Annotated in this window: 9 protein-coding genes; 6 read left to right on the plus strand and 3 right to left on the minus strand. The window is 61.7% G+C overall.

The features are described from left to right. Positions 1 to 237: 237 nt before the first annotated feature. The gene (locus tag AB7M25_RS22645; protein ID WP_454238017.1) at positions 238 to 11,895 is read right to left on the minus strand and encodes a retention module-containing protein; all 11,658 of its coding nucleotides are present in this window, start codon (positions 11,893 to 11,895) and stop codon (positions 238 to 240) included. 588 nt (positions 11,896 to 12,483) lie between these two features. On the opposite strand from AB7M25_RS22645, the gene AB7M25_RS22650 reads away from it, so the two are divergent. The 3 genes from AB7M25_RS22650 to AB7M25_RS22660 all read left to right on the plus strand — a co-directional run bounded on the left by AB7M25_RS22650 (position 12,484) and on the right by AB7M25_RS22660 (position 17,528). After that, positions 12,484 to 13,842, plus strand: coding sequence for a TolC family outer membrane protein (locus AB7M25_RS22650; protein WP_429386355.1), 1,359 nt, complete (start codon positions 12,484 to 12,486; stop codon positions 13,840 to 13,842). A 149-nt stretch (positions 13,843 to 13,991) separates the two neighbouring features. Next, a complete protein-coding gene (locus tag AB7M25_RS22655; protein WP_454238018.1) occupies positions 13,992 to 16,151 on the plus strand; it encodes a type I secretion system permease/ATPase in 2,160 nt (719 codons plus the stop codon). Positions 16,152 to 16,160: 9 nt separating this feature from the next. Beyond that, a complete protein-coding gene (locus tag AB7M25_RS22660) occupies positions 16,161 to 17,528 on the plus strand; it encodes an HlyD family type I secretion periplasmic adaptor subunit (RefSeq protein WP_454238019.1) in 1,368 nt (455 codons plus the stop codon). A 141-nt stretch (positions 17,529 to 17,669) separates the two neighbouring features. Here AB7M25_RS22660 and AB7M25_RS22665 read toward each other — a convergent pair whose 3' ends face one another. Together AB7M25_RS22665 and AB7M25_RS22670 are read right to left on the minus strand one after the other, a co-directional pair. Further along, positions 17,670 to 18,266 carry a tRNA-uridine aminocarboxypropyltransferase gene (locus tag AB7M25_RS22665; protein WP_454238020.1) on the minus strand — a complete coding sequence of 199 codons (597 nt, stop codon included), beginning with the start codon at positions 18,264 to 18,266 and terminating at the stop codon, positions 17,670 to 17,672. 4 nt (positions 18,267 to 18,270) lie between these two features. Further along, positions 18,271 to 19,164: a LysR family transcriptional regulator gene (locus AB7M25_RS22670; protein WP_007972518.1), complete on the minus strand. Its 894-nt coding sequence runs from the start codon at positions 19,162 to 19,164 to the stop codon at positions 18,271 to 18,273. A gap of 328 nt (positions 19,165 to 19,492) precedes the next feature. On the opposite strand from AB7M25_RS22670, the gene speB reads away from it, so the two are divergent. From speB to AB7M25_RS22685, 3 genes are read left to right on the plus strand one after another with little or no spacing between them, the layout of a single operon-like run. Beyond that, on the plus strand, positions 19,493 to 20,443 hold the full coding sequence (speB, locus tag AB7M25_RS22675) for an agmatinase (protein ID WP_007972517.1): 951 nt from the start codon (positions 19,493 to 19,495) through the stop codon (positions 20,441 to 20,443). A gap of 9 nt (positions 20,444 to 20,452) precedes the next feature. After that, positions 20,453 to 20,875, plus strand: a complete 423-nt coding sequence (locus AB7M25_RS22680; RefSeq protein WP_429386365.1) for a YybH family protein — start codon at positions 20,453 to 20,455, stop codon at positions 20,873 to 20,875. A 55-nt stretch (positions 20,876 to 20,930) separates the two neighbouring features. After that, positions 20,931 to 22,442, plus strand: a complete 1,512-nt coding sequence (locus AB7M25_RS22685) for a purine-cytosine permease family protein (protein WP_429386366.1) — start codon at positions 20,931 to 20,933, stop codon at positions 22,440 to 22,442. Positions 22,443 to 22,587: the final 145 nt, after the last annotated feature.

Genomic DNA, 22,587 nt, shown 5'->3' on the forward strand with positions numbered 1-22,587 from the left:
AGCGACTCAACGCCCAATCCAGAGTGATCGGCGCCTGTTCGAAGCGCAGTACGAGGAAAATGAACTCTCGATTCGACTGATCGTTGACTCGATTAAAAGGCAGTTACAAATGGCTGGCTACTGTCAGAAATTACAGGTTTTGCTACCACTGGTCGGATATTCGTCTATGTCTCGGACAATAAAAAACCCGCCATCACTTGCACAGGGATGACGGGTTTTTTCGTTGAGGTTTTCAGATCACACGGTATCCACCTTCAACGAATGATCGTTGAGCATGCCGTTGATGATGGTCGCCGTGTCATGCCCGCTCGCGACCACCCCACCCGCTCCCGGCGTGACACCGTATTGACTGGCGAGGTTGACGCCGGCCAGGTCGATGGTCTGGTTCGGCGCGGCGCCGGCCATGGCGCTGACGTCGATGCTGGTCACCGTCGACGCCCCGCTGCCGGTGACGGTGAAGTGCAGGTAGTCGTCCAGCGAAGCCGTGGTGCCGTTTTCCCCTTGCAGCAGTTGCGACAGGTCGAGCTTGTCGGTGCCGGGCGTGAAGTCGGTGATCACGTCATGGCCACTGTTGTCCTTCAGCCACTGGAAGGTATCGGCCCCTGCCCCGCCGCTTAGGGTGTTGTTGCCCAGACCGCCGATCAGCAAGTCATCGCCGCCCCCGCCATTGAGGATGTCGTTGCCCAGGCCGCCGTTGATCACGTTGTTGGTGTTATTGCCGCTCAGGGCGTCGTTGAAGTTCGACCCGGTGAGGTTTTCGATAGCCGTCAGGGTGTCCGTGCCCGCGCCGAAGGTGTTCTGCGCAGCGAGCAGGCTGAGGTCGACCGTGACCCCGGCGGTGGCGTGGGCATAGCTGGCTGTGTCGATGCCCGTGCCGCCATCCAGAGTGTCAATGCCCGGTCCACTGAAGAGCAGATCATTGCCGGCGCCGCCATGCAGCTCGTTGTTGCCGGAGCCGGCGGTGAGCACATCGTTGCCGTCGCCGGCATTGATGACGTTGTTGCCCGTGCCCGCCACCATGACGTCATCCCCGCTGGTGCCGGTGAGGGTGTGGCCGTCCTGATAGCTGATGGTCAGGTTGGCCGAGTCGCTGCCGCCGTGGTTGTCGTTGGCGGTGTAGGTGCCGTGGTAGTCCGGGGCGATGTCGTGAGCCCCGGAGTAGTTGACGGTCATGGTCAGTTCATAGTCTTCAGAACCGTTGCCACCACTCGAGCCGTTGGGGATGTTGCTGATGTGGATCTGGTAGGTCGTATTCCCTGTCGCGGTGATGGTCTGGCCGTCCGCAATGGAGGTGAACCCGCCGCCGTTGGCCGAGTACTCCATGCTGATACGCCCGGCCGCCAGGTCGTGGTTCAGGTTGAGGGTTTCGCCATCCTTGAGGGTGACGGTAATGAAATCGTCAGCGTTATTGCCGCCGACCGAACCCAGCGCGCCACTGACCACCAGCATAGCGGTCATGGCCGCCGCGTCGGCGACGAAGGCACTGCGGGCCAGGGTCACAGTCTTGCCGTTGAAATTGAAGTTCTGGTTGGTGCCGGTGAAATCCGCCCCCCTCCCTATCCAGCCGGTGTTGAAGGAGGTCGGAGTCGCCGAGAGCTGATCGCCATTGGGATCGGTGTCGTTGGCCAGCAACAGCTCGCCCGGCACCACGATGTTGCCCGAGAGCACGTTGGTGATGACATGGTCATCGGCAGCCACTGGCGGTGCGTTCGGTATGACTTTGACCGTCAGGATGGAGCTGGCCAGGTCGCCGTCGTTGTCGCTGACGGTGAATCCGATGTTTTCGGTGATCACCACCGAGGTGGCTTTCTGCGAAATGTAGGTGTATTCGCCGGTGTCGAGATTGACCAGCAAGGTACCGCTGTTGTTGGTCGCGATGCTCAGCGTGTTGTCCACGGTGTTGAACGTGCCGTGGTTGACGCTGCCGCTGAAGTTCAGCGAGCCCTGATTGCTGTTGGCGCTCGGATCGTAGGTGTAGGTGATGCCGTCCACCGTGATGGTCTTGATGAAGCCGCCGTCGGCGCCGAATGTACCGCCCTCGGCCAGCAGCGAACCGGTCACCGGGGCGCCGATCACAGTGCCGGACAGCACCGAGTTGAGCTGATTGAGGTCGGTCACCACCACCGAATTGGTGTTGGTGTGGCTGCTGCCGTCATAGGCCAGCGGATCGAGGTTGGCGTTGCTCACGCCGCTGCCCAGGCCGATCGCGTAGTTCTTGATGTTGTTGGCATCGAGGAAGGCTTTGAGCGCGGTTTCGTCGGCGGTGCCGATTTCCTGGCCGGAGGTGGGCTTGCCGTCGGAGAAGAAGTAGCCGACGTTTTGCGCGCCGGTCAGTTTGCCCGAGGTGTTGAAGGCGGTCTGCATGGTCGCCACGGCCGCGTCGTAGTTGGTCCCGCCGTTCGCGGTGAGGCCGGTGAGCAGTGTCTTGGCGGTCGCGACATCGACCCACACCGAGGTCCTGTCCGTGGCACTGCTGCTGAAGGTGACGAGTTGCACTTTCACATCGCCGAGGTCGTCGTATTTATCCAGCAAGGCACTGATGGCCTGCTTGGCCAGAGCCAGCCGCGACAGAGATGCGCCCGACCCGTCCAATACGCCGGAAGCGTCGGCCATGCTGCCGGAGACGTCGAGCACGATCAGCAGGTTGGAATCGATCTCCACTGCCGCCACCGAGCGATCCGATGCCACCGCCTTGGGCACGTCATCGACAATGTTGACCACGATGGTGCTGGTGCTGCTGTTGCCCGCCGCATCGGTGGCCTTGTAGGTGAAGCTTTCACTCAGGCTGTTCGGCCCGTCGTTGGCATTCGGCGAAGTTTTTGGCGCCGAGGTCAGGGTGTAGGTGTAGCTGCCGTCGGGGTTGAGCAGGATCTGCCCGTAGGCGCCGGTGGCGCTGCCGACCAGGGTGTAGGTGAGCGCGCCGCTGGCACCCGAGACGGATCCGACCAGGGTGCCGGACGCGGTTTCACCGGTATTGCCCGGGTCGCTGCCGGTGACCGTACCGGCGGCCAGATCCTGGCCGCCCTGGCTCAGGTCGAGGGCTTTTTCGTAGACGGTCACGTCGCTATCGGGGTTGGCCTTGATATTGCTGTTGGCCACGTCGATGGTGATGGTGGTGGTGCTTTCATCGCCATCGGAGTCGCGCACGGTATAGGTGAACGTATCCGTGGCCCCGGCAGCGCCGACCGAATTCGGGTTGCTGTGATACACCGCGTTACCGCTGGCATCGAGCGTCAGGTAACCATAGGTGCCGTTGATCGGGTTGCCCAGCCCGCCGACGGCCGAGGTCGAGGTATTGCTGCCGGCGCGCACGCCGACCACCGTCGCCGGACCATCGGCGCCGTTGATGTCATTGCCCAGCACACTGATATTGACCGTGCCGCCCTCCGTTACCAACGACGAGTCAGGTTTGGCGCTCGGCAGGTCGTCGACGATGTTGACATTGATCTGCCCGTTCGCGATGTCGCCATCGGTATCGGTAGCGACGACGTTGAAGTTCTCGGTGAGGCTGTTGGCGCCGTTGGCGGTCGGATGCGCTTCGTTGTCGTTGAGGGTGTAGCTGTAGCTCACCACGCCGGTCGCGGCGTTGAAGCCGGTGATGGTCAGCGTGCTGCCCAACGGCGTGACGGCGGTTTGCGGGAAGCCGACGGCCACGCCAGCGCTGACGACAGTGATGCCGCCCACGGTCAGGGTTTGCAAGCCATCGAGGGCGGTGACGGTGAAGGTGCCGCTTTGGGTCAGGGCTGGTGTGTTGGGGTTGCTGCCGTCAGTGAGGTTTTTCTCGTAAACCGTGAGCTCGCCGCCGTACACGTTGAGGCCGTTGAGGGTTACCGGATCGTCGTTGTTGTGGATTTGCAGTACCAACTTGGCCGTGCTGCTGTCGCCGTCCGCGTCGGTGAGGGTGTAGGTGAAGGTGTCGGTGCCGTCGCCACCGCCGTGCAGCGCCTTGAAGTCGGCATCGCTGGTGTTCAGCGTGTAGGTGTAAGTGCCATTGGCATTCAACACCAAAGTGCCGTAGGTGCCGGTGAAAGTGCCGGGGGTGATCGGGCCAGTGCCTTCACCGATGGTTACCCGGTCGGCACCTTGCACGTCGTTGCTCAGCACGTTGCCGTTGAGGGTCAGTTGGGTTTCCGAGGCGGTGCCATTGCTGTCATTCACGCCTTTCGGCAGGTCGTCGACGATGCTGACGTCCAGGCTGCCCGTGGCCGTGGTGCCATTGTCGTCGACCGCGGTCACGGTGAACTGTTCAGGCAAGGTGTTGGCGCCGTTGGCGGTCAGATGCGCTTCGTTGTCGTTCAGGGTGTAGCTGTAGCTCACGACACCGGTGGCGGCGTTGAAGCCGGTGATGGTCAGGGTGCTGCCCAGTGGTGTGGTAATCGATTGCGGGAAGCCCGCCGCTACGCCTCCGGTGACCACGGCGATGCCGCCGACAGTCAAGGTGGTGACGCCGTCCAGCGCGGTGACGGTGAAGGTGCCGCTTTGGGTCAGGGCTGGTGTGTTGGGGTTGCTGCCGTCACTGAGGTTTTTCTCGTAAACCGTGAGCTCGCCGCCGTACACGTTGAGGCCGTTGAGGGTTACCGGATCGTCGTTGTTGTGGATCTGCAGCACCAGGTTGGCGGTGCTGCTGTCGCCGTCCGCGTCGGTGAGGGTGTAGGTGAAGGTGTCGGTGCCGTCGCCACCGCCGTGCAGGGCTTTGAAGTCGGCATCGCTGGTGTTCAGCGTGTAGGTGTAAGTGCCGTTGGCGTTCAGCACCAGGGTGCCGTAAGTGCCAGTGAAGGTGCCGGGGGTGATCGGGCCAGTGCCTTCACCGATGGTTACCCGGTCGGCGCCTTGTACGTCGTTGCTCAGCACGTTGCCGCTGAGGGTCAGTTGGGTTTCCGAGGCGGTGCCATTGCTGTCGTTCACGCCCTTCGGCAGGTCGTCGACGATATTGACGTCCAGTGAACCGCTCGCGGTAGTGCCGTTGTCGTCGACCGCAGTCACGGCAAACTGTTCAGGCAAGGTGTTGGCGCCGTTGGCGTTCGGGTGCGCTTCGTTGTCGTTGAGGGTGTAGCTGTAGCTCACCACACCGGTCGCGGCGTTGAAGCCGGTGATGGTCAGCGTGCTGCCCAACGGCGTAGTGATCGACTGCGGGAAGCCCGCCGCTACGCCTCCGGTGACCACGGCGATGCCGCCGACGGTCAAGCTGGTGACGCCGTCCAGCGCGGTGACGGTGAAGGTGCCGCTTTGGGTCAGGGCTGGTGTGTTGGGGTTGCTGCCGTCAGTGAGGTTTTTCTCGTAAACCGTGAGCTCGCCGCCGTACACGTTGAGGCCGTTGAGGGTTACCGGATCGTCGTTGTTGTGGATTTGCAGTACCAACTTGGCCGTGCTGCTGTCGCCGTCCGCGTCGGTGAGGGTGTAGGTGAAGGTGTCGGTGCCGTCGCCACCGCCGTGCAGGGCTTTGAAGTCGGCATCGCTGGTGTTCAGCGTGTAGGTGTAAGTGCCGTTGGCGTTCAGCACCAGGGTGCCGTAAGTGCCAGTGAAGGTGCCGGGGGTGATCGGGCCAGTGCCTTCACCGATGGTTACCCGGTCGGCGCCTTGTACGTCGTTGCTCAGCACGTTGCCACTGAGGGTCAGTTGGGTTTCCGAGGCGGTGCCATTGCTGTCGTTCACGCCCTTCGGCAGGTCGTCGACGATATTGACGTCCAGTGAACCGGTGGCGGTGGTGCCGTTGTCGTCGACCGCGGTCACGGTGAACTGCTCAGGCAATGTGTTGGCGCCGTTGGCGGTCGGATGCGCTTCGTTGTCGTTGAGGGTGTAGCTGTAGCTCACGACACCGGTGGCGGCGTTGAAGCCGGTGATAGTCAGCGTGCTGCCCAATGGGGTGGTGATCGACTGCGGGAAGCCGGCGGCTACGCCTCCGGTGACCACGGCGATGCCGCCCACGGTCAGGGTTTGCAGGCCATCGAGGGCGGTCACCGTGAAGGTCCCGTTCTGGGTCAGGGCTGGTGCGTTGGGGTTGCTGCCGTCAGTGAGGTTTTTCTCGTAAACCGTGAGCTCGCCGCCGTACACGTTGAGGCCGTTGAGGGTTACCGGATCGTCGTTGTTGTGGATCTGCAGTACCAGGTTGGCCGTGCTGCTGTCGCCGTCCGAGTCGGTGAGGGTGTAGGTGAAAGTGTCGGTGCCGTCGCCACCGCCGTGCAGGGCTTTGAAATCAGCGTCGCTGGTGTTGAGGGTGTAGGTGTAGGTGCCATTGGCATTGAGCACCAAAGTGCCGTAGGTGCCAGTGAAGGTGCCGGGGGTGATCGGCCCGCTGTTCTCAGCGACCGGCACACGGTCAGCGCCTTGCACGTCATTGGTCAATACGTTGCCGTTGAGGGTCAGCAGGGTTTCCGAGGCGGTGCCATTGCTGTCGTTCACGCCTTTCGGCAGATCGTCGACGATGTTCACGTCGAGGCTGCCCGTGGCCGTGGTGCCGTTGTCATCGACCGCAGTCACGGTGAACTGTTCAGGCAGGGTGTTGGCGCCGTTGGCCGTCGGGTGCGCTTCGTTGTCGTTGAGGGTGTAGCTGTAGCTCACCACACCGGTGGCGGCGTTGAAGCCGGTGATGGTCAGGGTGCTGCCCAGCGGCGTGACGGCGGTTTGCGGGAAGCCGACGGCCACGCCAGCGCTGACGACAGTGATGCCGCCCACGGTCAGGGTTTGCAAGCCATCGAGGGCGGTGACGGTGAAGGTCCCGTTCTGGGTCAGGGCCGATGCACTGGGGTTGCTGCCGTCAGTGAGGTTTTTCTCGTAAACCGTGAGCTCGCCGCCGTACACGTTGAGGCCGTTGAGGGTTACCGGATCGTCGTTGTTGTGGATTTGCAGTACCAACTTGGCCGTGCTGCTGTCGCCGTCCGCGTCGGTGAGGGTGTAGGTGAAGGTGTCGGTGCCGTCGCCACCGCCGTGCAGGGCTTTGAAGTCGGCATCGCTGGTGTTGAGGGTGTAGGTGTAAGTGCCGTTGGCGTTGAGCACCAGGGTGCCGTAAGTGCCAGTGAAGGTGCCAGGGGTGATCGGGCCAGTGCCTTCACCGATGGTTACCCGGTCGGCGCCTTGTACGTCGTTGCTCAGCACGTTGCCACTGAGGGTCAGTTGGGTTTCCGAGGCGGTGCCATTGCTGTCGTTCACGCCCTTCGGCAGGTCGTCGACGATATTGACGTCCAGTGAACCGGTGGCGGTGGTGCCGTTGTCGTCGACCGCGGTCACGGTGAACTGCTCAGGCAATGTGTTGGCGCCGTTGGCGGTCGGATGCGCTTCGTTGTCGTTGAGGGTGTAGCTGTAGCTCACGACACCGGTCGCGGCGTTGAAGCCGGTGATGGTCAGCGTGCTGCCCAACGGCGTAGTGATCGACTGCGGGAAGCCCGCCGCTACGCCTCCGGTGACCACGGCGATGCCGCCGACGGTCAAGCTGGTGACGCCGTCCAGCGCGGTGACGGTGAAGGTGCCGCTTTGGGTCAGGGCTGGTGTGTTGGGGTTGCTGCCGTCAGTGAGGTTTTTCTCGTAAACCGTGAGCTCGCCGCCGTACACGTTGAGGCCGTTGAGGGTTACCGGATCGTCGTTGTTGTGGATTTGCAGTACCAACTTGGCCGTGCTGCTGTCGCCGTCCGCGTCGGTGAGGGTGTAGGTGAAGGTGTCGGTGCCGTCGCCACCGCCGTGCAGGGCTTTGAAGTCGGCATCGCTGGTGTTCAGCGTGTAGGTGTAAGTGCCGTTGGCGTTCAGCACCAGGGTGCCGTAAGTGCCAGTGAAGGTGCCGGGGGTGATCGGGCCAGTGCCTTCACCGATGGTTACCCGGTCGGCGCCTTGTACGTCGTTGCTCAGCACGTTGCCACTGAGGGTCAGTTGGGTTTCCGAGGCGGTGCCATTGCTGTCGTTCACGCCCTTCGGCAGGTCGTCGACGATATTGACGTCCAGTGAACCGGTGGCGGTGGTGCCGTTGTCGTCGACCGCGGTCACGGTGAACTGCTCAGGCAATGTGTTGGCGCCGTTGGCGGTCGGATGCGCTTCGTTGTCGTTGAGGGTGTAGCTGTAGCTCACGACACCGGTGGCGGCGTTGAAGCCGGTGATAGTCAGCGTGCTGCCCAACGGGGTGGTGATCGATTGCGGGAAGCCGGCCGCCACACCCGCAGTGACCACGGCAATACCGCCGACAGTCAAGGTGGTGACGCCATCCAGGGCAGTGACGGTGAAGGTGCCGTTCTGAGTCAGCGCGGTGGCATCCGGTGCGCTGCCATCGCTGAGATTTTTCTCGAAGACGGTGAGTTCGCCGCCCTCGACGTTCAAGCCGCCAATCGTCACCGGATCATCGTTGTTGTGGATCTGCAGCACCAACTTGGCCGTGCTGCTGTCGCCGTCCGCGTCGGTGATTGTGTAGGTGAAAGTGTCGGTGCCGTCGCCACCGCCGTGCAACGCCTTGAAATCGGCATCGCTGGTGTTCAGCGTGTAGGTGTAGGTGCCATTGGCGTTGAGTACCAGGGTGCCGTAGGTACCGGTGAAAGTGCCGGGGGTGATCGGGCCAGTGCCTTCACCAATGGTTACCCGGTCGGCGCCTTGTACGTCGTTGCTCAGCACGTTGCCGTTGAGGATCAACAGGGTTTCCGAAGCGGTTGAAGCGTTGCTGTCGTTCACGCCTTGAGGCAAGTCGTCGACGATGTTCACGTCCAGTGAACCGGTCGCGGTGGTGCCGTTGTCGTCGACCGCGGTCACGGCGAACTGCTCAGGCAGGGTGTTCGCACCGTTGGCCGTAGGGTGCGTTTCGTTGTCGTTCAGGGTGTAGCTGTAGCTCACGACACCGGTGGCGGCGTTGAAGCCGGTGATGGTCAGCGTGCTGCCCAACGGGGTGGTAATCGATTGCGGGAAGCCCGCCGCTACACCCGCAGTGACCACGGCAATACCGCCGACGCTCAGGCTGTTGACGCCATCCAGGGCAGTGACGGTGAAGGTGCCGTTCTGAGTCAGCGCGGTGGCATCCGGTGCGCTGCCATCGCTGAGATTTTTCTCGAAGACGGTGAGTTCGCCGCCCTCGACGTTCAAGCCGCCAATCGTCACCGGATCATCGTTGTTGTGGATCTGCAGCACCAACTTGGCCGTGCTGCTGTCGCCGTCCGCGTCGGTGAGGGTGTAGGTGAAAGTGTCGGTGCCGTCGCCACCGCCGTGCAACGCCTTGAAATCGGCATCGCTGGTGTTCAGCGTGTAGGTGTAGGTGCCGTTGGCGTTGAGTACCAGGGTGCCGTAGGTACCGGTGAAAGTGCCGGGGGTGATCGGGCCAGTGCCTTCACCAATGGTTACCCGGTCAGCGCCTTGCACGTCATTGCTCAGCACGTTGCCGGTGAGGGTCAACAAGGTTTCCGAAGCGGTCGAAGCGTTGCTGTCGCTCACGCCTTGTGGCAGGTCATCGACGATGTTGACGTCCAGTGAACCGGTGGCCGTGGTGCCGTTGTCATCGACCAGGGTCACGGCAAACTGCTCAGGCAATGTGTTGGCGCCGTTGGCGGTCAGATGCGCTTCGTTGTCGTTCAGGGTGTAGCTGTAGCTCACGACACCGGTGGCGGCGTTGAAGTCGGTGATGGTCAGCGTGCTGCCCAACGGGGTGGTGATCGATTGCGGGAAGCCGGCCGCCACACCCGCAGTGACCACGGCAATACCGCCGACGGTCAGGCTGGTGACGCCATCCAGGGCAGTGACGGTGAAGGTGCCGTTCTGAGTCAGCGCGGTGGCATCCGGTGCGCTGCCATCGCTGAGATTTTTCTCGAAGACGGTGAGTTCGCCGCCCTCGACGTTCAAGCCGCCAATCGTCACCGGATCATCGTTGTTGTGGATCTGCAGCACCAGGTTGGCGGTGCTGGTATCGCCGTCCGCGTCGGTGATGGTGTAGGTGAAAGTGTCGGTGCCGTCGCCACCGCCGTGCAACGCCTTGAAATCGGCATCGCTGGTGTTCAGCGTGTAGGTGTAGGTGCCGTTGGCGTTGAGTACCAGGGTGCCGTAGGTACCGGTGAAAGTGCCGGGGGTGATCGGGCCAGTGCCTTCACCAATGGTTACCCGGTCAGCGCCTTGCACGTCATTGGTCAATACGTTGCCGTTGAGGGTCAACAAGGTTTCCGAAGCGGTCGAAGCGTTGCTGTCGTTCACGCCCTTCGGCAGGTCGTCGACGATATTGACGTCCAGTGAACCGGTCGCGGTAGTGCCGTTGTCGTCGACCGCGGTCACAGTGAACTGCTCAGGCAATGTGTTGGCGCCGTTGGCGGTCGGATGCGCTTCGTTGTCGTTCAGGGTGTAGCTGTAGCTCACGACACCGGTGGCGGCGTTGAAGCCGGTGATGGTCAGGGTGCTGCCCAACGGGGTGGTGATCGACTGCGGGAAGCCCGCCGCCACACCCGCAGTGACCACGGCGATGCCACCCACGGTCAGGCTGGTGACGCCGTCCAGTGCAGTAACGGTGAAGGTGCCGTTCTGAGTCAGCGCGGTGGCATCCGGTGCGCTGCCATCGCTGAGATTTTTCTCGAAGACGGTGAGTTCGCCGCCCTCTACGTTCAAGCCGCCAATCGTCACCGGATCATCGTTGTTGTGGATCTGCAGCACCAGGTTGGCGGTGCTGGTATCGCCGTCCGCGTCGGTGAGGGTGTAGGTGAAAGTGTCGGTGCCGTCGCCACCGCCGTGCAACGCCTTGAAATCGGCATCGCTGGTGTTCAGCGTGTAGGTGTAGGTGCCATTGGCGTTCAGCACCAGGGTGCCGTAGATGCCGGTGAAAGTACCGGGAGTGATCGGCCCGCTGTTTTCACCGACCGGCACACGGTCAGCGCCTTGCACATCGTTGGTCAGCACGTTGCCGTTCAGCGTCAGCAAGGTTTCCGAGGCAATGCCATTGCTGTCGTCGACCGCTTGGGGCACGTCGTCGGCGATGTTGATATCCAGCGAACTGGTGGTGCTATCGCCATTGCTGTCGCCGGCCACCACGGCGAAGTGTTCGCCGAGCGTATTGCCCCCCTCACCGCTTGCATGGGTTTCGGCACCGTTGAGGGTGTAGCTGTAACTGACCACGCCCGTGGCCGGGTTATAGCCGGTGACGGTCAGGGTGCTGCCCAGCGGGGTGGTGATCGACTGCGCAAAACCTGCCGCCACGCCGCCGCTGATCACGTTGATGCCGCCGATGCTGAGGCTGGTCAGCCCATCGGGTGCATTGACGGTGAAGGTGCCGCTTTGGGTCAGCGCACCAGGGTTGCTCGCCGAGCCGTCGGCCAGGTTGGCCTCAATGACGGTCAGCTCGCCATTCTCCACCGACAGGCCATCAAGGGTGACCGGATTGTTCGGCACCTCAGGCGTCACTGGCGGCACCACAGGGGTATCGGCCGCTACTGCGTTATTGTCCGGGTTAGCGTTCAGGCGTTCTTCGGGAAGTTCGGGAATGCCGTTGAAACCGGCAGTGGGGAAACCGATGATGGGATCGACTCGCCCACCCACTTCTTCGAGCATGACGAAACTATGGCCGCTGCCCGCGATGCCACCCGGTACACCGGCAGTCGTGGTAGGCCCGGCAGCGGTGGCTTCAGCGGTCTGGGTCGGGTCGTCGCCCGCCGCAATGGCTTTTTGCAGCTGTTCGACATCCGTCAGCTGTGCCTGGCTCGGCGTCACCGCCTCGGACGAGTCCACATGGGGAATCTGATTGGCGAGCAATTGCGGGGTCATCTGCATGCTGCTGCCGCGCCCGAGGGTCAGTTCCTGGCCATTTTGCAGATGCACCGCTACCGCGCCTTCGGCGCCGGTGCTCAGTTGGTCGCCGGCGAACAGCTTGTCCCCCTCGACCAGCGCGCGCCGGGTGCCGTCGCTTGCAACCGCGAACACCTGACCGATGACCTTACTGACGATTCCTATGAGCGTAGCCATGTGCACTTCCTCCGCTGCCAACCGCTGTCGGCACCTTGTTTGTGCGAAGAACGTGCTCATGGCTCAAGCGGGTTGTCTGGCGGATCGTGTTCCGGGTCCCGGTTTACTTGAGTAAGCCGTGGTCCCGGCAACGATCTCGCCCAGCCATTCGTTCACGGCGCTGTTTACGGTTTGGGGGAAACGCCTCTGCAATCAATGGCATCGGATCCCTGTGCGCAACAACGTTGCCTGTGAACGATGCGTAACGATCTTGAATCACTCAAGTGACAAAAAACCGTCACCCCAGGATCGTTAGCGTCCCTCCCCTCCAGCACTTCTCCGCTCTATGTCGATAAGTGGATTGGAACTTTTTTCAAGCCCCCGATGAGCGCCCCAGAGCTCATAAAACAAGGGCTTTCGAATTGAACAATGTGCTGGATTTCGCAGAGCGCATAAGTTTTTTTTGGCATAGCCGTTATGAAAAAAATTTCTTAGCTACGCTTCAGAATGTTCTTAGCTCTTTTGTTAATGTCATGAAACAACTTTACCTATAAATGTCGTCAAATAATTGGCGACTGATAAGCACCATCAGGAATCAGGGAGATGTACATGCGCCTATTAACCCCCCTCTGCAGCGCGGTTCTTTTGGCCATGGCCTGCTCGTCCCAGGCTCAGGCCATGACGCTGACCGAAGCGATCCAGAGCACCATCGCGACTCACCCGGAACTGGCATCGCGGGTGGACAGCCGTCTGTCGGCTGACGAAGACGTGAAGGTCGCCAAAGGGGGCTTTTATCCATCGGTAGATCTGAACGCCGCTTACGGGCGCGGGTACAGCGATAACACCAATACCCGGGCGCTCGGCAATCACCACACCGAAACCCTCAACTACACCCAGTCGGAATTGCGCCTGCGGCAAATGCTTTTTGACGGGTTCAACACCGCCAACGAAGTGGCTCGCACCAAAGACGTGGTCAACTCGCGAGCCTATTACGCTCAGGGTACGGCTCAGGATCTGGCCCTGCGCACCACCGAGGTTTATCTCGAAGTGCTCAAGCGCCGCGAACTGGTAACCCTGGCCAAGAACAACCTGCAAGCGCACTTGCGGGTCAACGACCAAATCGGCCTGCGCACCCAGCGTGGCGTGGGGAGCAACGCCGATGCCGACCAGTCCAGCGCTCGTCGGGCACTGGCAGAAAACAACCTCGACACCGCCGAAGTCGATCTGGCTGACGCCGAGTCGAACTTTTACGCCGTTGTCGGGCGTATGCCCGATGAGCTCGAAGCCCCGCCGTCGATTCGCGGTGAAGTCCCAACCTCCCTGCCCGAAGCCCAGCAGAGCATGGTGGAAAACAACCCTTACCTGAAGTCCGCCCAGGCCGATGTGCAGTCGGCCGAAAGCCAATACGAAGTTGCCAAGTCGCCCTTCTACCCACGCCTTGACGCCGAGGCGGCAGTGGGCGCGAACAACAACGTGCAGGGTGACGAAGGCCACGACAACGAGTGGCGGGTCGGCGTGGTGATGAACTACAACTTGTTCCGCGGCGGCAGCGACAAGGCGCGCCTGGCCTCCGACGCGCACAAGATCAACCAGGCCATGGACATCCGCAACAATGCCCTGCGCCAGCTCAACGAGAATATTCACCTGGCCTGGAACGCCATGGTCAATGCCAAGAAACAAACCCCGACCGCCCGTGAATACGCCGACACCAGCAAGCGTGTACGCATTGCCTATCAGGATCAGTTCGGCCTCGGCCAGCGGACGCTGCTTGACCTGCTCGACAGCGAAAACGAACTCTACAACGCCAACCGTCGCTACACCGAAGTGCGCTACACCGAAGAGTTTTCCATGTACCGCGTCCTGGCGAACATGGGTCAGTTGTTGAGCAAACAACGGGTCGTACTGCCCGCCGACGCGATCGCCCAGAGCGAAGTGAAAAACGAAGCTCGTCTGCCTGAAATGAAATAACGAAGTACCCGTGCAGGAGCTGCCGCAGGCTGTGATCTTTTGAACGTGTTTGCTGAAAAGCAAAGTCAAAAGATCACAGCCTGCGGCAGCTCCTACAATGAGATATGCAGATATCTGTCAGTTGCCGTAGTGCAACGGGAGCAATCAATTTGACCAGCATGGAACCCGGCAACACCGGTGTCGATCCGCGCCTGAGCTTCGATGACCCGCTTCTGGACGGTCTGCTGATCCTCTGCAAACTCCACGGTGCGACGGTCAGTCGCGCCAGCCTCAGTGCCGGGCTCCCCATGGCACACCAACGCCTGAGCCTGGACCTGCTGCCCCGAGCAGCGGCCCGGGCCGGTTTGCAGGCGCGCCTGCTGCGCCGTGACCTCAAGGACATCTCGCCGCTCAACCTGCCCGTGCTGCTGTTGCTCAACAACGGCCGCACGGCCGTCCTGCGTCGTTATGCCGAGGACGGCAAGGTGCTGATCCTGCCCAGCGAAGCCGACGGCGGCGAACAATGGCTCAGCCCGCAAGAGCTGGCCGAACACTACAGTGGCCAGGCGTTGTTTGCCCGGCCACGCCACGAACTCGAAGACTTGCGCTCGCCGCTGGTGCCTCGGGTCCAGGCCTGGTTCCGCGATACGCTGAAGCTGTCGAAATGGCTGTACAGCGACGCGATCCTGGCGAGTTTCCTGATCAACCTGCTGGGGCTGATGGTGCCGCTGTTCGTGATGCAGACCTACGACCGCGTGGTGCCGAACCAGGCCACTTCGACCTTGTGGGTGCTGGCGATCGGTCTGCTGATCGGCACCGCTTTCGAACTGGTGCTGCGGGTCGTTCGCGCGCACTTGCTGGATACCGCCGGCAAGAAAACCGACGTGATCCTGTCCGCCACCCTGTTCGAGCGCATCACCGGCATGGCGATGAAAGCGCGGCCGGCGACCATCGGTGGTTTTGCCCAAAGCATTCATGACTTCCAGGGCCTGCGGGAGTTTCTCACCGCCGTGACCCTCACCAGCCTGATCGACCTGCCCTTCTGCCTGCTGATGCTGCTGGTGATCGGCCTGCTCGGTGGCTGGCTGGTGGTGATTCCGATTCTGGCGTTTCCCATCACCATCATATTCGCCATGGTGATCCAGGTACGCCTGCGCGACACCGTACAGAAAAGCCTCAGCCTCGGTGCCGAACGCCAGGCATTGCTGATCGAAACCCTCAGCGGCCTGGAAACCCTCAAGGCCTGCAGCGCCGAAAGCGAACGCCAGCACAAATGGGAAAGTACCCACGGCGCCCTCACCCGCCTCGACAGCCATGCGCGCAACCTCTCGGCCCTGGCCACCAACGGCACGCTGTTCATCCAGCAGATGTCGGGCATGGCGACCATCGTCGCCGGGGTCTACAGCATCATTGCCGGCAACCTCAGTGTCGGTGCCCTGGTGGCCAGCTACATGCTCGGCAGTCGGGTGCTGGCGCCACTGGGACAAATTGCCGGCCTGATCACCCGCTACCAACAAGCGCAACTGACCATGAAAAGCACCGACGCGCTGATGGGCCTGCCTCAGGAGCGCGACGTCAAACAACGGCCTCTGGAGCGCACCCAACTGCAAGGCGCGCTGGATGTTGTCGGCGTGACTTTCCACTACAACGGCCAGAACGCTCCCGCCCTGGCCAATGTCAGCTTCAGTGTGAAACCCGGTGAGCGAATCGGCGTGATCGGTCGCAGCGGCTCGGGCAAAAGCACCCTGGCGCGGCTGGTGATGGGTTTCTACGAACCGGAAGAAGGCCAGCTATTGCTCGATGGCCTGGACTTGCGACAGCTGGACGTCGCCGACCTGCGCCATCAGATCGGTTACGTCGCTCACGACCTGCCGCTGCTGGCCGGCAGCCTGCGCGATAACCTGACCCTCGGCGCGCGCTACATCAGTGACTCACGCATGCTCGAAGTGGCCGAACTCACCGGCGTCACCGAACTGGCCCGGCAACACCCGCAAGGCTTCGACCGGCCTGTGGGCGAGCGCGGACAGTTGCTGTCCGGGGGGCAGCGTCAGGCGGTTTTGCTGGCCCGGGCCTTGTTGCTCGACCCGCCGATCCTGTTGCTCGACGAACCTACCAGCGCCATGGACAACAGCAGCGAAGACGTCCTGCGGCAAAAACTCCACGGCTGGGTCCAGGGCAAAACCGTGCTGCTGGTGACTCACCGCACCTCGATGCTGAGCCTGGTGGATCGGCTGGTGGTGCTGGACAACGGACGGATCGTCGCCGACGGGCCGAAAGAAGCAGTCATCGATGCACTGCGCAAGGGCCGTGTCGGCTCTGCGGCTGTCTAGGAGTTGGCCATGTCTGCTGACCTGCCTGCAACAACGAAAGGACGAGGCTACTTCAACAGCTTCGGCAAAAGCGCCGAAGTCGACTTCATGCCGGAAACCGCCGGCGCCTCGTTGCAGGACTCACCGCGCTGGTCGCGGATCACCGTGTGGCTGGCGGCGGCGTTGCTGATCAGCGCACTGGTCTGGGCCAAATTCGCCGTGCTGCAGGAAGTCACCATGGGCGAAGGCAAGGCGATTCCGTCGAGCAAGGTCCAGGTAATCCAGAACCTCGAGGGCGGCATCGTCACCGAGATCTTTGTGCGCGAAGGGCAGATGGTGAACAAGGGCGACACCCTGCTGCGCCTGGATGACACGCGCTACCTGTCGAACAAGGGTGAAAGCGAAGCCGATCGCTACGCCTTGACCGCGCAGGTCGAACGGCTCTCGGCCGAAGCCGAAGGCCGGCCGTTCAAGCTGTCAGAAGAAGTGATCGCCAAGGCTCCGCAAGTGGCCGAAGACGAGCGCTCGCTGTACGAGCAGCGGCAACGTCGACTCGCGAGCGAACAGCGCACACTGTCGGAGCAACTTCGGCAAAAAACCCAGGAACTGGCAGAGTTCCGCTCGAAACAGGGTCAATTCAGTTCAAGCCTGGCGTTGTTGCAGCAAGAGATGAACATGTCCACGCCGCTGGTGAGCACCGGCGCCGTGTCGCCGGTGGAAATCCTGCGCCTCAAACGCAGCGCCGTGGAGATTCGCGGCTCGCTGAACGCCACCACCCTGGCGATTCCCCGGGCGGAATCGGCGATCAACGAGATCAAAAGCAAGATCGACGAATCGGAACAGACCTTCCGTTCCGAAGCCGCCAAAGAGCTGAACGAGAAACGCACCGACCTGTCAAAAATCACGGCGTCGAGCATCGCCATCGACGACCGCGTGACCCGCACCACCGTGGTCTCGCCGGTGCACGGCATCATCAAGGTGTTGAAGGTCAACACCATCGGTGGTGTGGTCCAGCCCGGCAGTGACATGGTGGAAATCGTGCCACTGGAAGACAACCTGCTGATCGAAGCCAAGGTCCGCCCGCAGGACGTTGCATTCCTGCATCCCGGCCAGAAAGCCATGGTCAAGTTCAGTGCCTACGACTACACCATTTACGGCGGCCTGAGCGCCAAGCTGGAGCTGATCGGCGCCGACACCATCACTGACGACAAGGGCAACAGTTTTTATCTGATTCAGGTGCGCACTGACAAAAACCATCTGGGCGGGGATGTGAAACCGCTGCTGATCATCCCGGGGATGGTGGCGACGGTGGACATTATTACCGGGGAGAAAACGGTGCTCGATTATTTGCTCAAGCCGGTGTTGAAAGCGCGGACTGAGGCGATGCGGGAAAGGTAGGCAGCCTCCAAAATCTGCTGTGACTGATCTGCCGCTTTCGCGGGCAAGCCCGCTCCCACAGGTTCATTGGCGTTCGCAAATTTTATGTACAACACGAACACTGTGCGGGCTTGCCCGCGAAGAGGCCGGTCCATACACCGATCACCTGTCGGCATGATTACGCTGGTAAACCTCCTCCCCCATCGCCGCAATCTGCCCCTCGATCAACGCTTCGAACGGCTTCAACAACGGCGCAAACGAAGTCGGTGCTTCAAGGGCTTCCAGCGCCTGCACAATCGCCTCCACTGTCGACAACGCCCCCGGTCCCGGTGCCTTGCGCAGCCGATAACGGGACACACCGCCTTCGGCCAGCGTCACCCTCGGCAATGCCGCCAGCAGCGGATTGAGGTGCAGCATCTTGCGCGCCTTGCGCCAGGTGCCATCCGGGACGACCAGCAACATCGATTCATCTGTCGGGGCATAGGCCTGCATCGGCTGCGCACCGTCTCCGGGGAACAGCAAGCGCGCCTGATATCCCGGCTGATTCAACAACACCGGCAAATTCTCGAACACCTCACCCACGATCAACTCGGCATTGTTCAAGCCCAACGCCGCCAACCGCGCCGTATTCAGCGCATGGTTCACTTCGCTCGGATGCTGCAACAGCAACACCCGGGTGCGACTGTCGAGGCTCGGGATCAACGGGCACAGGCAGTGAGATTGCGGACGCAGGCAGCGCGGGCATTGGATTCTGGACATCGTTTCAGGCCTGATTCAGTTGGGCTTTAAGCAAATCACGGAAGGTCTGGATCAGTGGCTCGCGGCTACGGCCCCGGCGCACGATCATCGAGAACGGCGCCTGATAACCAAAGGTCGCCGGCAGCAGCACCCGCAAGTCGCCCTTGTCGGCCCAGGCCTGGGCGTAGTGCTCCGGCAGATAGCCGATGTAGGCGCCCGACAGCACCAGAATCAACTGGGCCTCCATACTTTCCACGGTCGCAGCGCTGTGCTTGAAGCCGTGACGCGCCAGCTCGGCCTGACTCCAGTAGCCACGGCCGACCATGCGCTGCTGGGTGATGACCTGCTCGGGAATGCGCCGCTCGTTGAACAGCGGATGCCGCGTGCTGCAATACAACCAGTGTTGCTCACGGTACAGCGGCATATACACCAGACCGCTCATGCGCGTGGAAAACGCACCGATGGCCAGGTCGAGACGGTTGTCCTGCACGCCGAGTTGCAGTTCGTAAGGGCTCATCACCGACAGGTGCAAGTGCACGGCCGGGTGTTCCTGGCTGTAGGCGCCGATGGCTTCGGCGAACGGCAGGGCCTTGTCGCTGACCGTGGAGTCGATCACCCCGAGGTTCAAGGTGCCGCGCAACTCGCCCTTCAGCGCGGCGGCGTACTGCTCGAAGCCTTCGAGTTCGCCCAACAGACGCAGGGTTTCCTGATGGAACAACTCACCCTTGCTGGTCAGGCTGAACCCGCCACGGCCGCGATGACAGAGCACCAGGCCGAGGGCCGCTTCGAGCTGGCTCATATAGGTGCTGATGGCCGACGTCGAGAGGTTGAGCTCCTGCTGCGCGTTGGCGAAGCCCTGGTGACGCACCACGCTGACGAAGATGCGCAATAGTTTCAGGTCGGGTAAAGCGTTGGCCATGGGGGCTCCGTACAAAGTGTCAGTTGAGTCCGCTTTGTCTGAAGGGCGGTTGCTGCGCAACCGATCGCCAGCAAGCCGGCTCCTACAGATCAACACAGAACCTGTAGGAGCCGGCTTGCCGGCGAGGGGCCAGCCCAGACAACGCGCCCCTCAAGTCGAGAAGTCTATCTCCGCGCCCGCCATTAGTTTAGAAAAATCTGAACTAAGTATTTGCCCGTAGCGATTCTTCCCGGCCACTACATTTCGCAGAATTGCCCCACAACGGTGGCCGTACCTTCCGTGAACGGCGCAACCCTATAAATAAAACAACGACGATGAGGCCCTACCCGTGGACAAGATTCTTCACCAACCACTGGGCGGCAACGAAATGCCGCGCTTCGGCGGCATCGCCACCATGATGCGACTCCCCCACTTGAATACCGCTGCCGGCCTGGACGCTGCCTTCGTAGGCGTGCCGCTGGACATCGGTACCTCGCTGCGCCCTGGCACCCGTTTCGGGCCTCGCGAAATCCGCGCTGAATCGGTGATGATCCGCCCGTACAACATGGCCACTGGCGCTGCGCCGTTCGACTCGCTGTCGGTTGCCGACATCGGCGACATCGCGATCAACACCTTCAACCTGCTGGATGCCGTACGGATCATCGAAGAATCCTACGACAACATCCTCGAACACGATGTGATCCCCCTGACCCTGGGCGGCGACCACACCATCACCCTGCCGATCCTGCGTGCCATCCACAAGAAGCACGGCAAGGTCGGCCTGGTGCACATCGACGCTCACGCTGACGTGAACGATCACATGTTCGGCGAGAAAATCGCCCACGGCACCACGTTCCGTCGCGCCGTTGAAGAAGGCCTGATTGACCCGGACCGCGTGGTGCAGATCGGCCTGCGCGCCCAGGGCTACACCGCTGACGACTTCAACTGGAGCCGCAACCAGGGCTTCCGTGTGGTTCAGGCCGAAGAGTGCTGGCACAAATCGCTGGAGCCGTTGATGGCTGAAGTCCGCGAGAAAGTCGGTGGCGGTCCTGTCTACCTGAGCTTCGACATCGACGGTATCGACCCGGCCTGGGCACCAGGCACCGGCACCCCGGAAATCGGCGGTCTGACGACCATTCAGGCGATCGAGATCGTTCGTGGCTGCCAAGGCCTCGACCTGGTCGGTTGCGATCTGGTAGAAGTCTCGCCCGCTTACGACACCACCGGCAACACCTCGCTGCTGGCCGCCAACCTGCTGTACGAAATGCTCTGCGTACTGCCTGGCGTAGTCCACCGCTGAGGATGGTTCATGAACGAACGCGATCAGGTTCTGAAAGCCGCCGCCGATCTGGTGTCCGCTTTTGCCCGTAACGATCGCGAAGCCTACTTCGGCGCTTTCAGCTTTGAAGCCAGCTTCGTCTTCTACACCCTCGAAAAGCCCCTGCTGTCGCGCGACGCCTACCAGGCGATGTGGGACGGCTGGCGCGCCGAGGATGGCTTCGAGGTGCTCTCGTGCACCTCGAGCAACGCTTTCGTCAGCCTGCAGGGTGACGTGGCGATTTTCATCCATGACGTAGCCACCGAGCTGCGCATGCAAGGGGAGCAGCACTTTAGCCAGGAGCGCGAGACGATTGTTTTCAAGAAACAAGCGTCTGGCCAAGAACAACAAGGCCTATGGCTGGCCTGCCACGAACATTTGTCCGCGATGCCGGAAGGGCTGCCACCCCCTTAGCCAACACAGGTGACGCTCACGCACGATGAGCGCGCCTTTATGATCGGAGCTGATCATGAATAACAACAACAAAGACCAAAGCCTTACGCAAATTGAAACCTACGGGGTCGAACAAATCCCTGACAACGAACGCACCGCAGGCCCGACGGACTTGTTCCGGATGATCTTCGGTGGTTCCAACACCTTTGCTACCGCTGTCCTCGGCAGCTTCCCGGTCCTGTTCGGCCTGTCTTTCCAGGCGGGCGTCTGGGCGATTGTGCTGGGCGTGTTGCTGGGTTCGCTGATCCTCGCGCCAATGGGCCTGTTCGGCCCGATCAACGGCACCAACAACGCCGTGTCTTCCGGTGCGCACTTCGGCGTGCACGGGCGGATCGTCGGTTCGTTCCTGTCGCTGTTGACCGCCATCGCTTTCTTCTCGCTCTCGGTGTGGAGTTCGGGTGATGCGCTGATCGGTGGCGCCAAACGCCTGATCGGCCTGCCGGAAACCGACCTGACCCTGGGCCTGGCCTACGGTCTGTTCGCGATCCTGGTGCTGACCGTGTGCATCTATGGCTTCCGCTTCCTGCTGTGGGTCAACAAGATCGCGGTGTGGAGTGCCAGCCTGCTGTTCCTGCTGGGGATCTTCGCCTTCGCCGGTCCTTTTGACGTGAACTACGCCGGGACTGTGAACATGGGCCAGCCAGGTTTCTGGGCAGCCTTCATCGGTGCAGCACTGGTCGCCATGAGCAACCCGATTTCCTTCGGTGCGTTCCTCGGCGACTGGTCGCGCTACATCCCGCGTGACACCTCCAAGCGCCGCATCATGGCGGCGGTGGTGATTTCGCAGATCGCAACGTTCATCCCGTTCCTGTTCGGCCTGACCACCGCCACCATCGTAGCGATCAAGGCACCGGACTACATCGCGGCCAACAACTATGTCGGCGGCCTGCTGGCTGTCTCGCCGAGCTGGTTCTTCCTGCCGGTGTGCCTGATCGCGGTGATCGGCGGCATGTCCACCGGCACCACTTCGCTGTACGGCACCGGCCTGGACATGTCCAGCGTATTCCCACGGGTACTGTCGCGGGTCAAGGCCACGCTGCTGATCGGTGTGATGTCGATTGCGTTCATCTTCATCGGGCGCTTCGCGGCCAACCTGGTGCAGAGCGTGTCGACTTTCGCTGTGCTGATCATCACCTGCACTACGCCATGGATGGTGATCATGATCATCGGCCTGCTGGTACGTCGCGGCTTCTACTGCCCGGATGACCTGCAAGTGTTCACCCGCGGCGAGAAAGGTGGCCGTTACTGGTTCACCCACGGCTGGAACTGGCGTGGCCTGGGTGCCTGGATCCCGAGCGCGGCCGTCGGCCTGTGCTTCGTGAACCTGCCGGGTCAGTTTGTCGGGCCGCTGGGCGAAATGGCCGGTGGCATCGACATCAGCCTGCCAGTGACCTTGGGCCTGGCTTCGCTGGTGTACCTGACGCTGCTGAGCCTGTTCCCGGAATCGCGCGAAGTGTTCGGCCCGAACGACTCGCGCAGCAAGAGCACGGACTCGCTCGCTAAACCGGCGATGCGTCAAGTCGCCTGATGTAACACAAGATCTGTGGGAGCGGGCTTGCTCGCGAAGACGGCGGCACATTCAAAACTGATGTGACTGACAGACCGCTTTCGCGAGCAAGCCCGCTCCCACAAAGAGCTGCCCCACAGAAACGCCTTTGTTTCACATAAAAAAG

The sequence above is a fragment of the Pseudomonas sp. AP3_22 TE3818 genome, from assembly GCF_053628995.1.

Bases quoted from the DNA above. Each gene is read 5' to 3' on its own strand.
- AB7M25_RS22645 (WP_454238017.1), bottom strand. From the start codon at position 11,895: ATGGCTACGCTCATAGGAATCGTCAGTAAGGTCATCGGTCAGGTGTTC.
- AB7M25_RS22650 (WP_429386355.1), top strand. From the start codon at position 12,484: ATGCGCCTATTAACCCCCCTCTGCAGCGCGGTTCTTTTGGCCATGGCC.
- AB7M25_RS22660 (WP_454238019.1), top strand. From the start codon at position 16,161: ATGTCTGCTGACCTGCCTGCAACAACGAAAGGACGAGGCTACTTCAAC.
- AB7M25_RS22665 (WP_454238020.1), bottom strand. From the start codon at position 18,266: ATGTCCAGAATCCAATGCCCGCGCTGCCTGCGTCCGCAATCTCACTGC.
- AB7M25_RS22670 (WP_007972518.1), bottom strand. From the start codon at position 19,164: ATGGCCAACGCTTTACCCGACCTGAAACTATTGCGCATCTTCGTCAGC.
- AB7M25_RS22680 (WP_429386365.1), top strand. From the start codon at position 20,453: ATGAACGAACGCGATCAGGTTCTGAAAGCCGCCGCCGATCTGGTGTCC.
- AB7M25_RS22685 (WP_429386366.1), top strand. From the start codon at position 20,931: ATGAATAACAACAACAAAGACCAAAGCCTTACGCAAATTGAAACCTAC.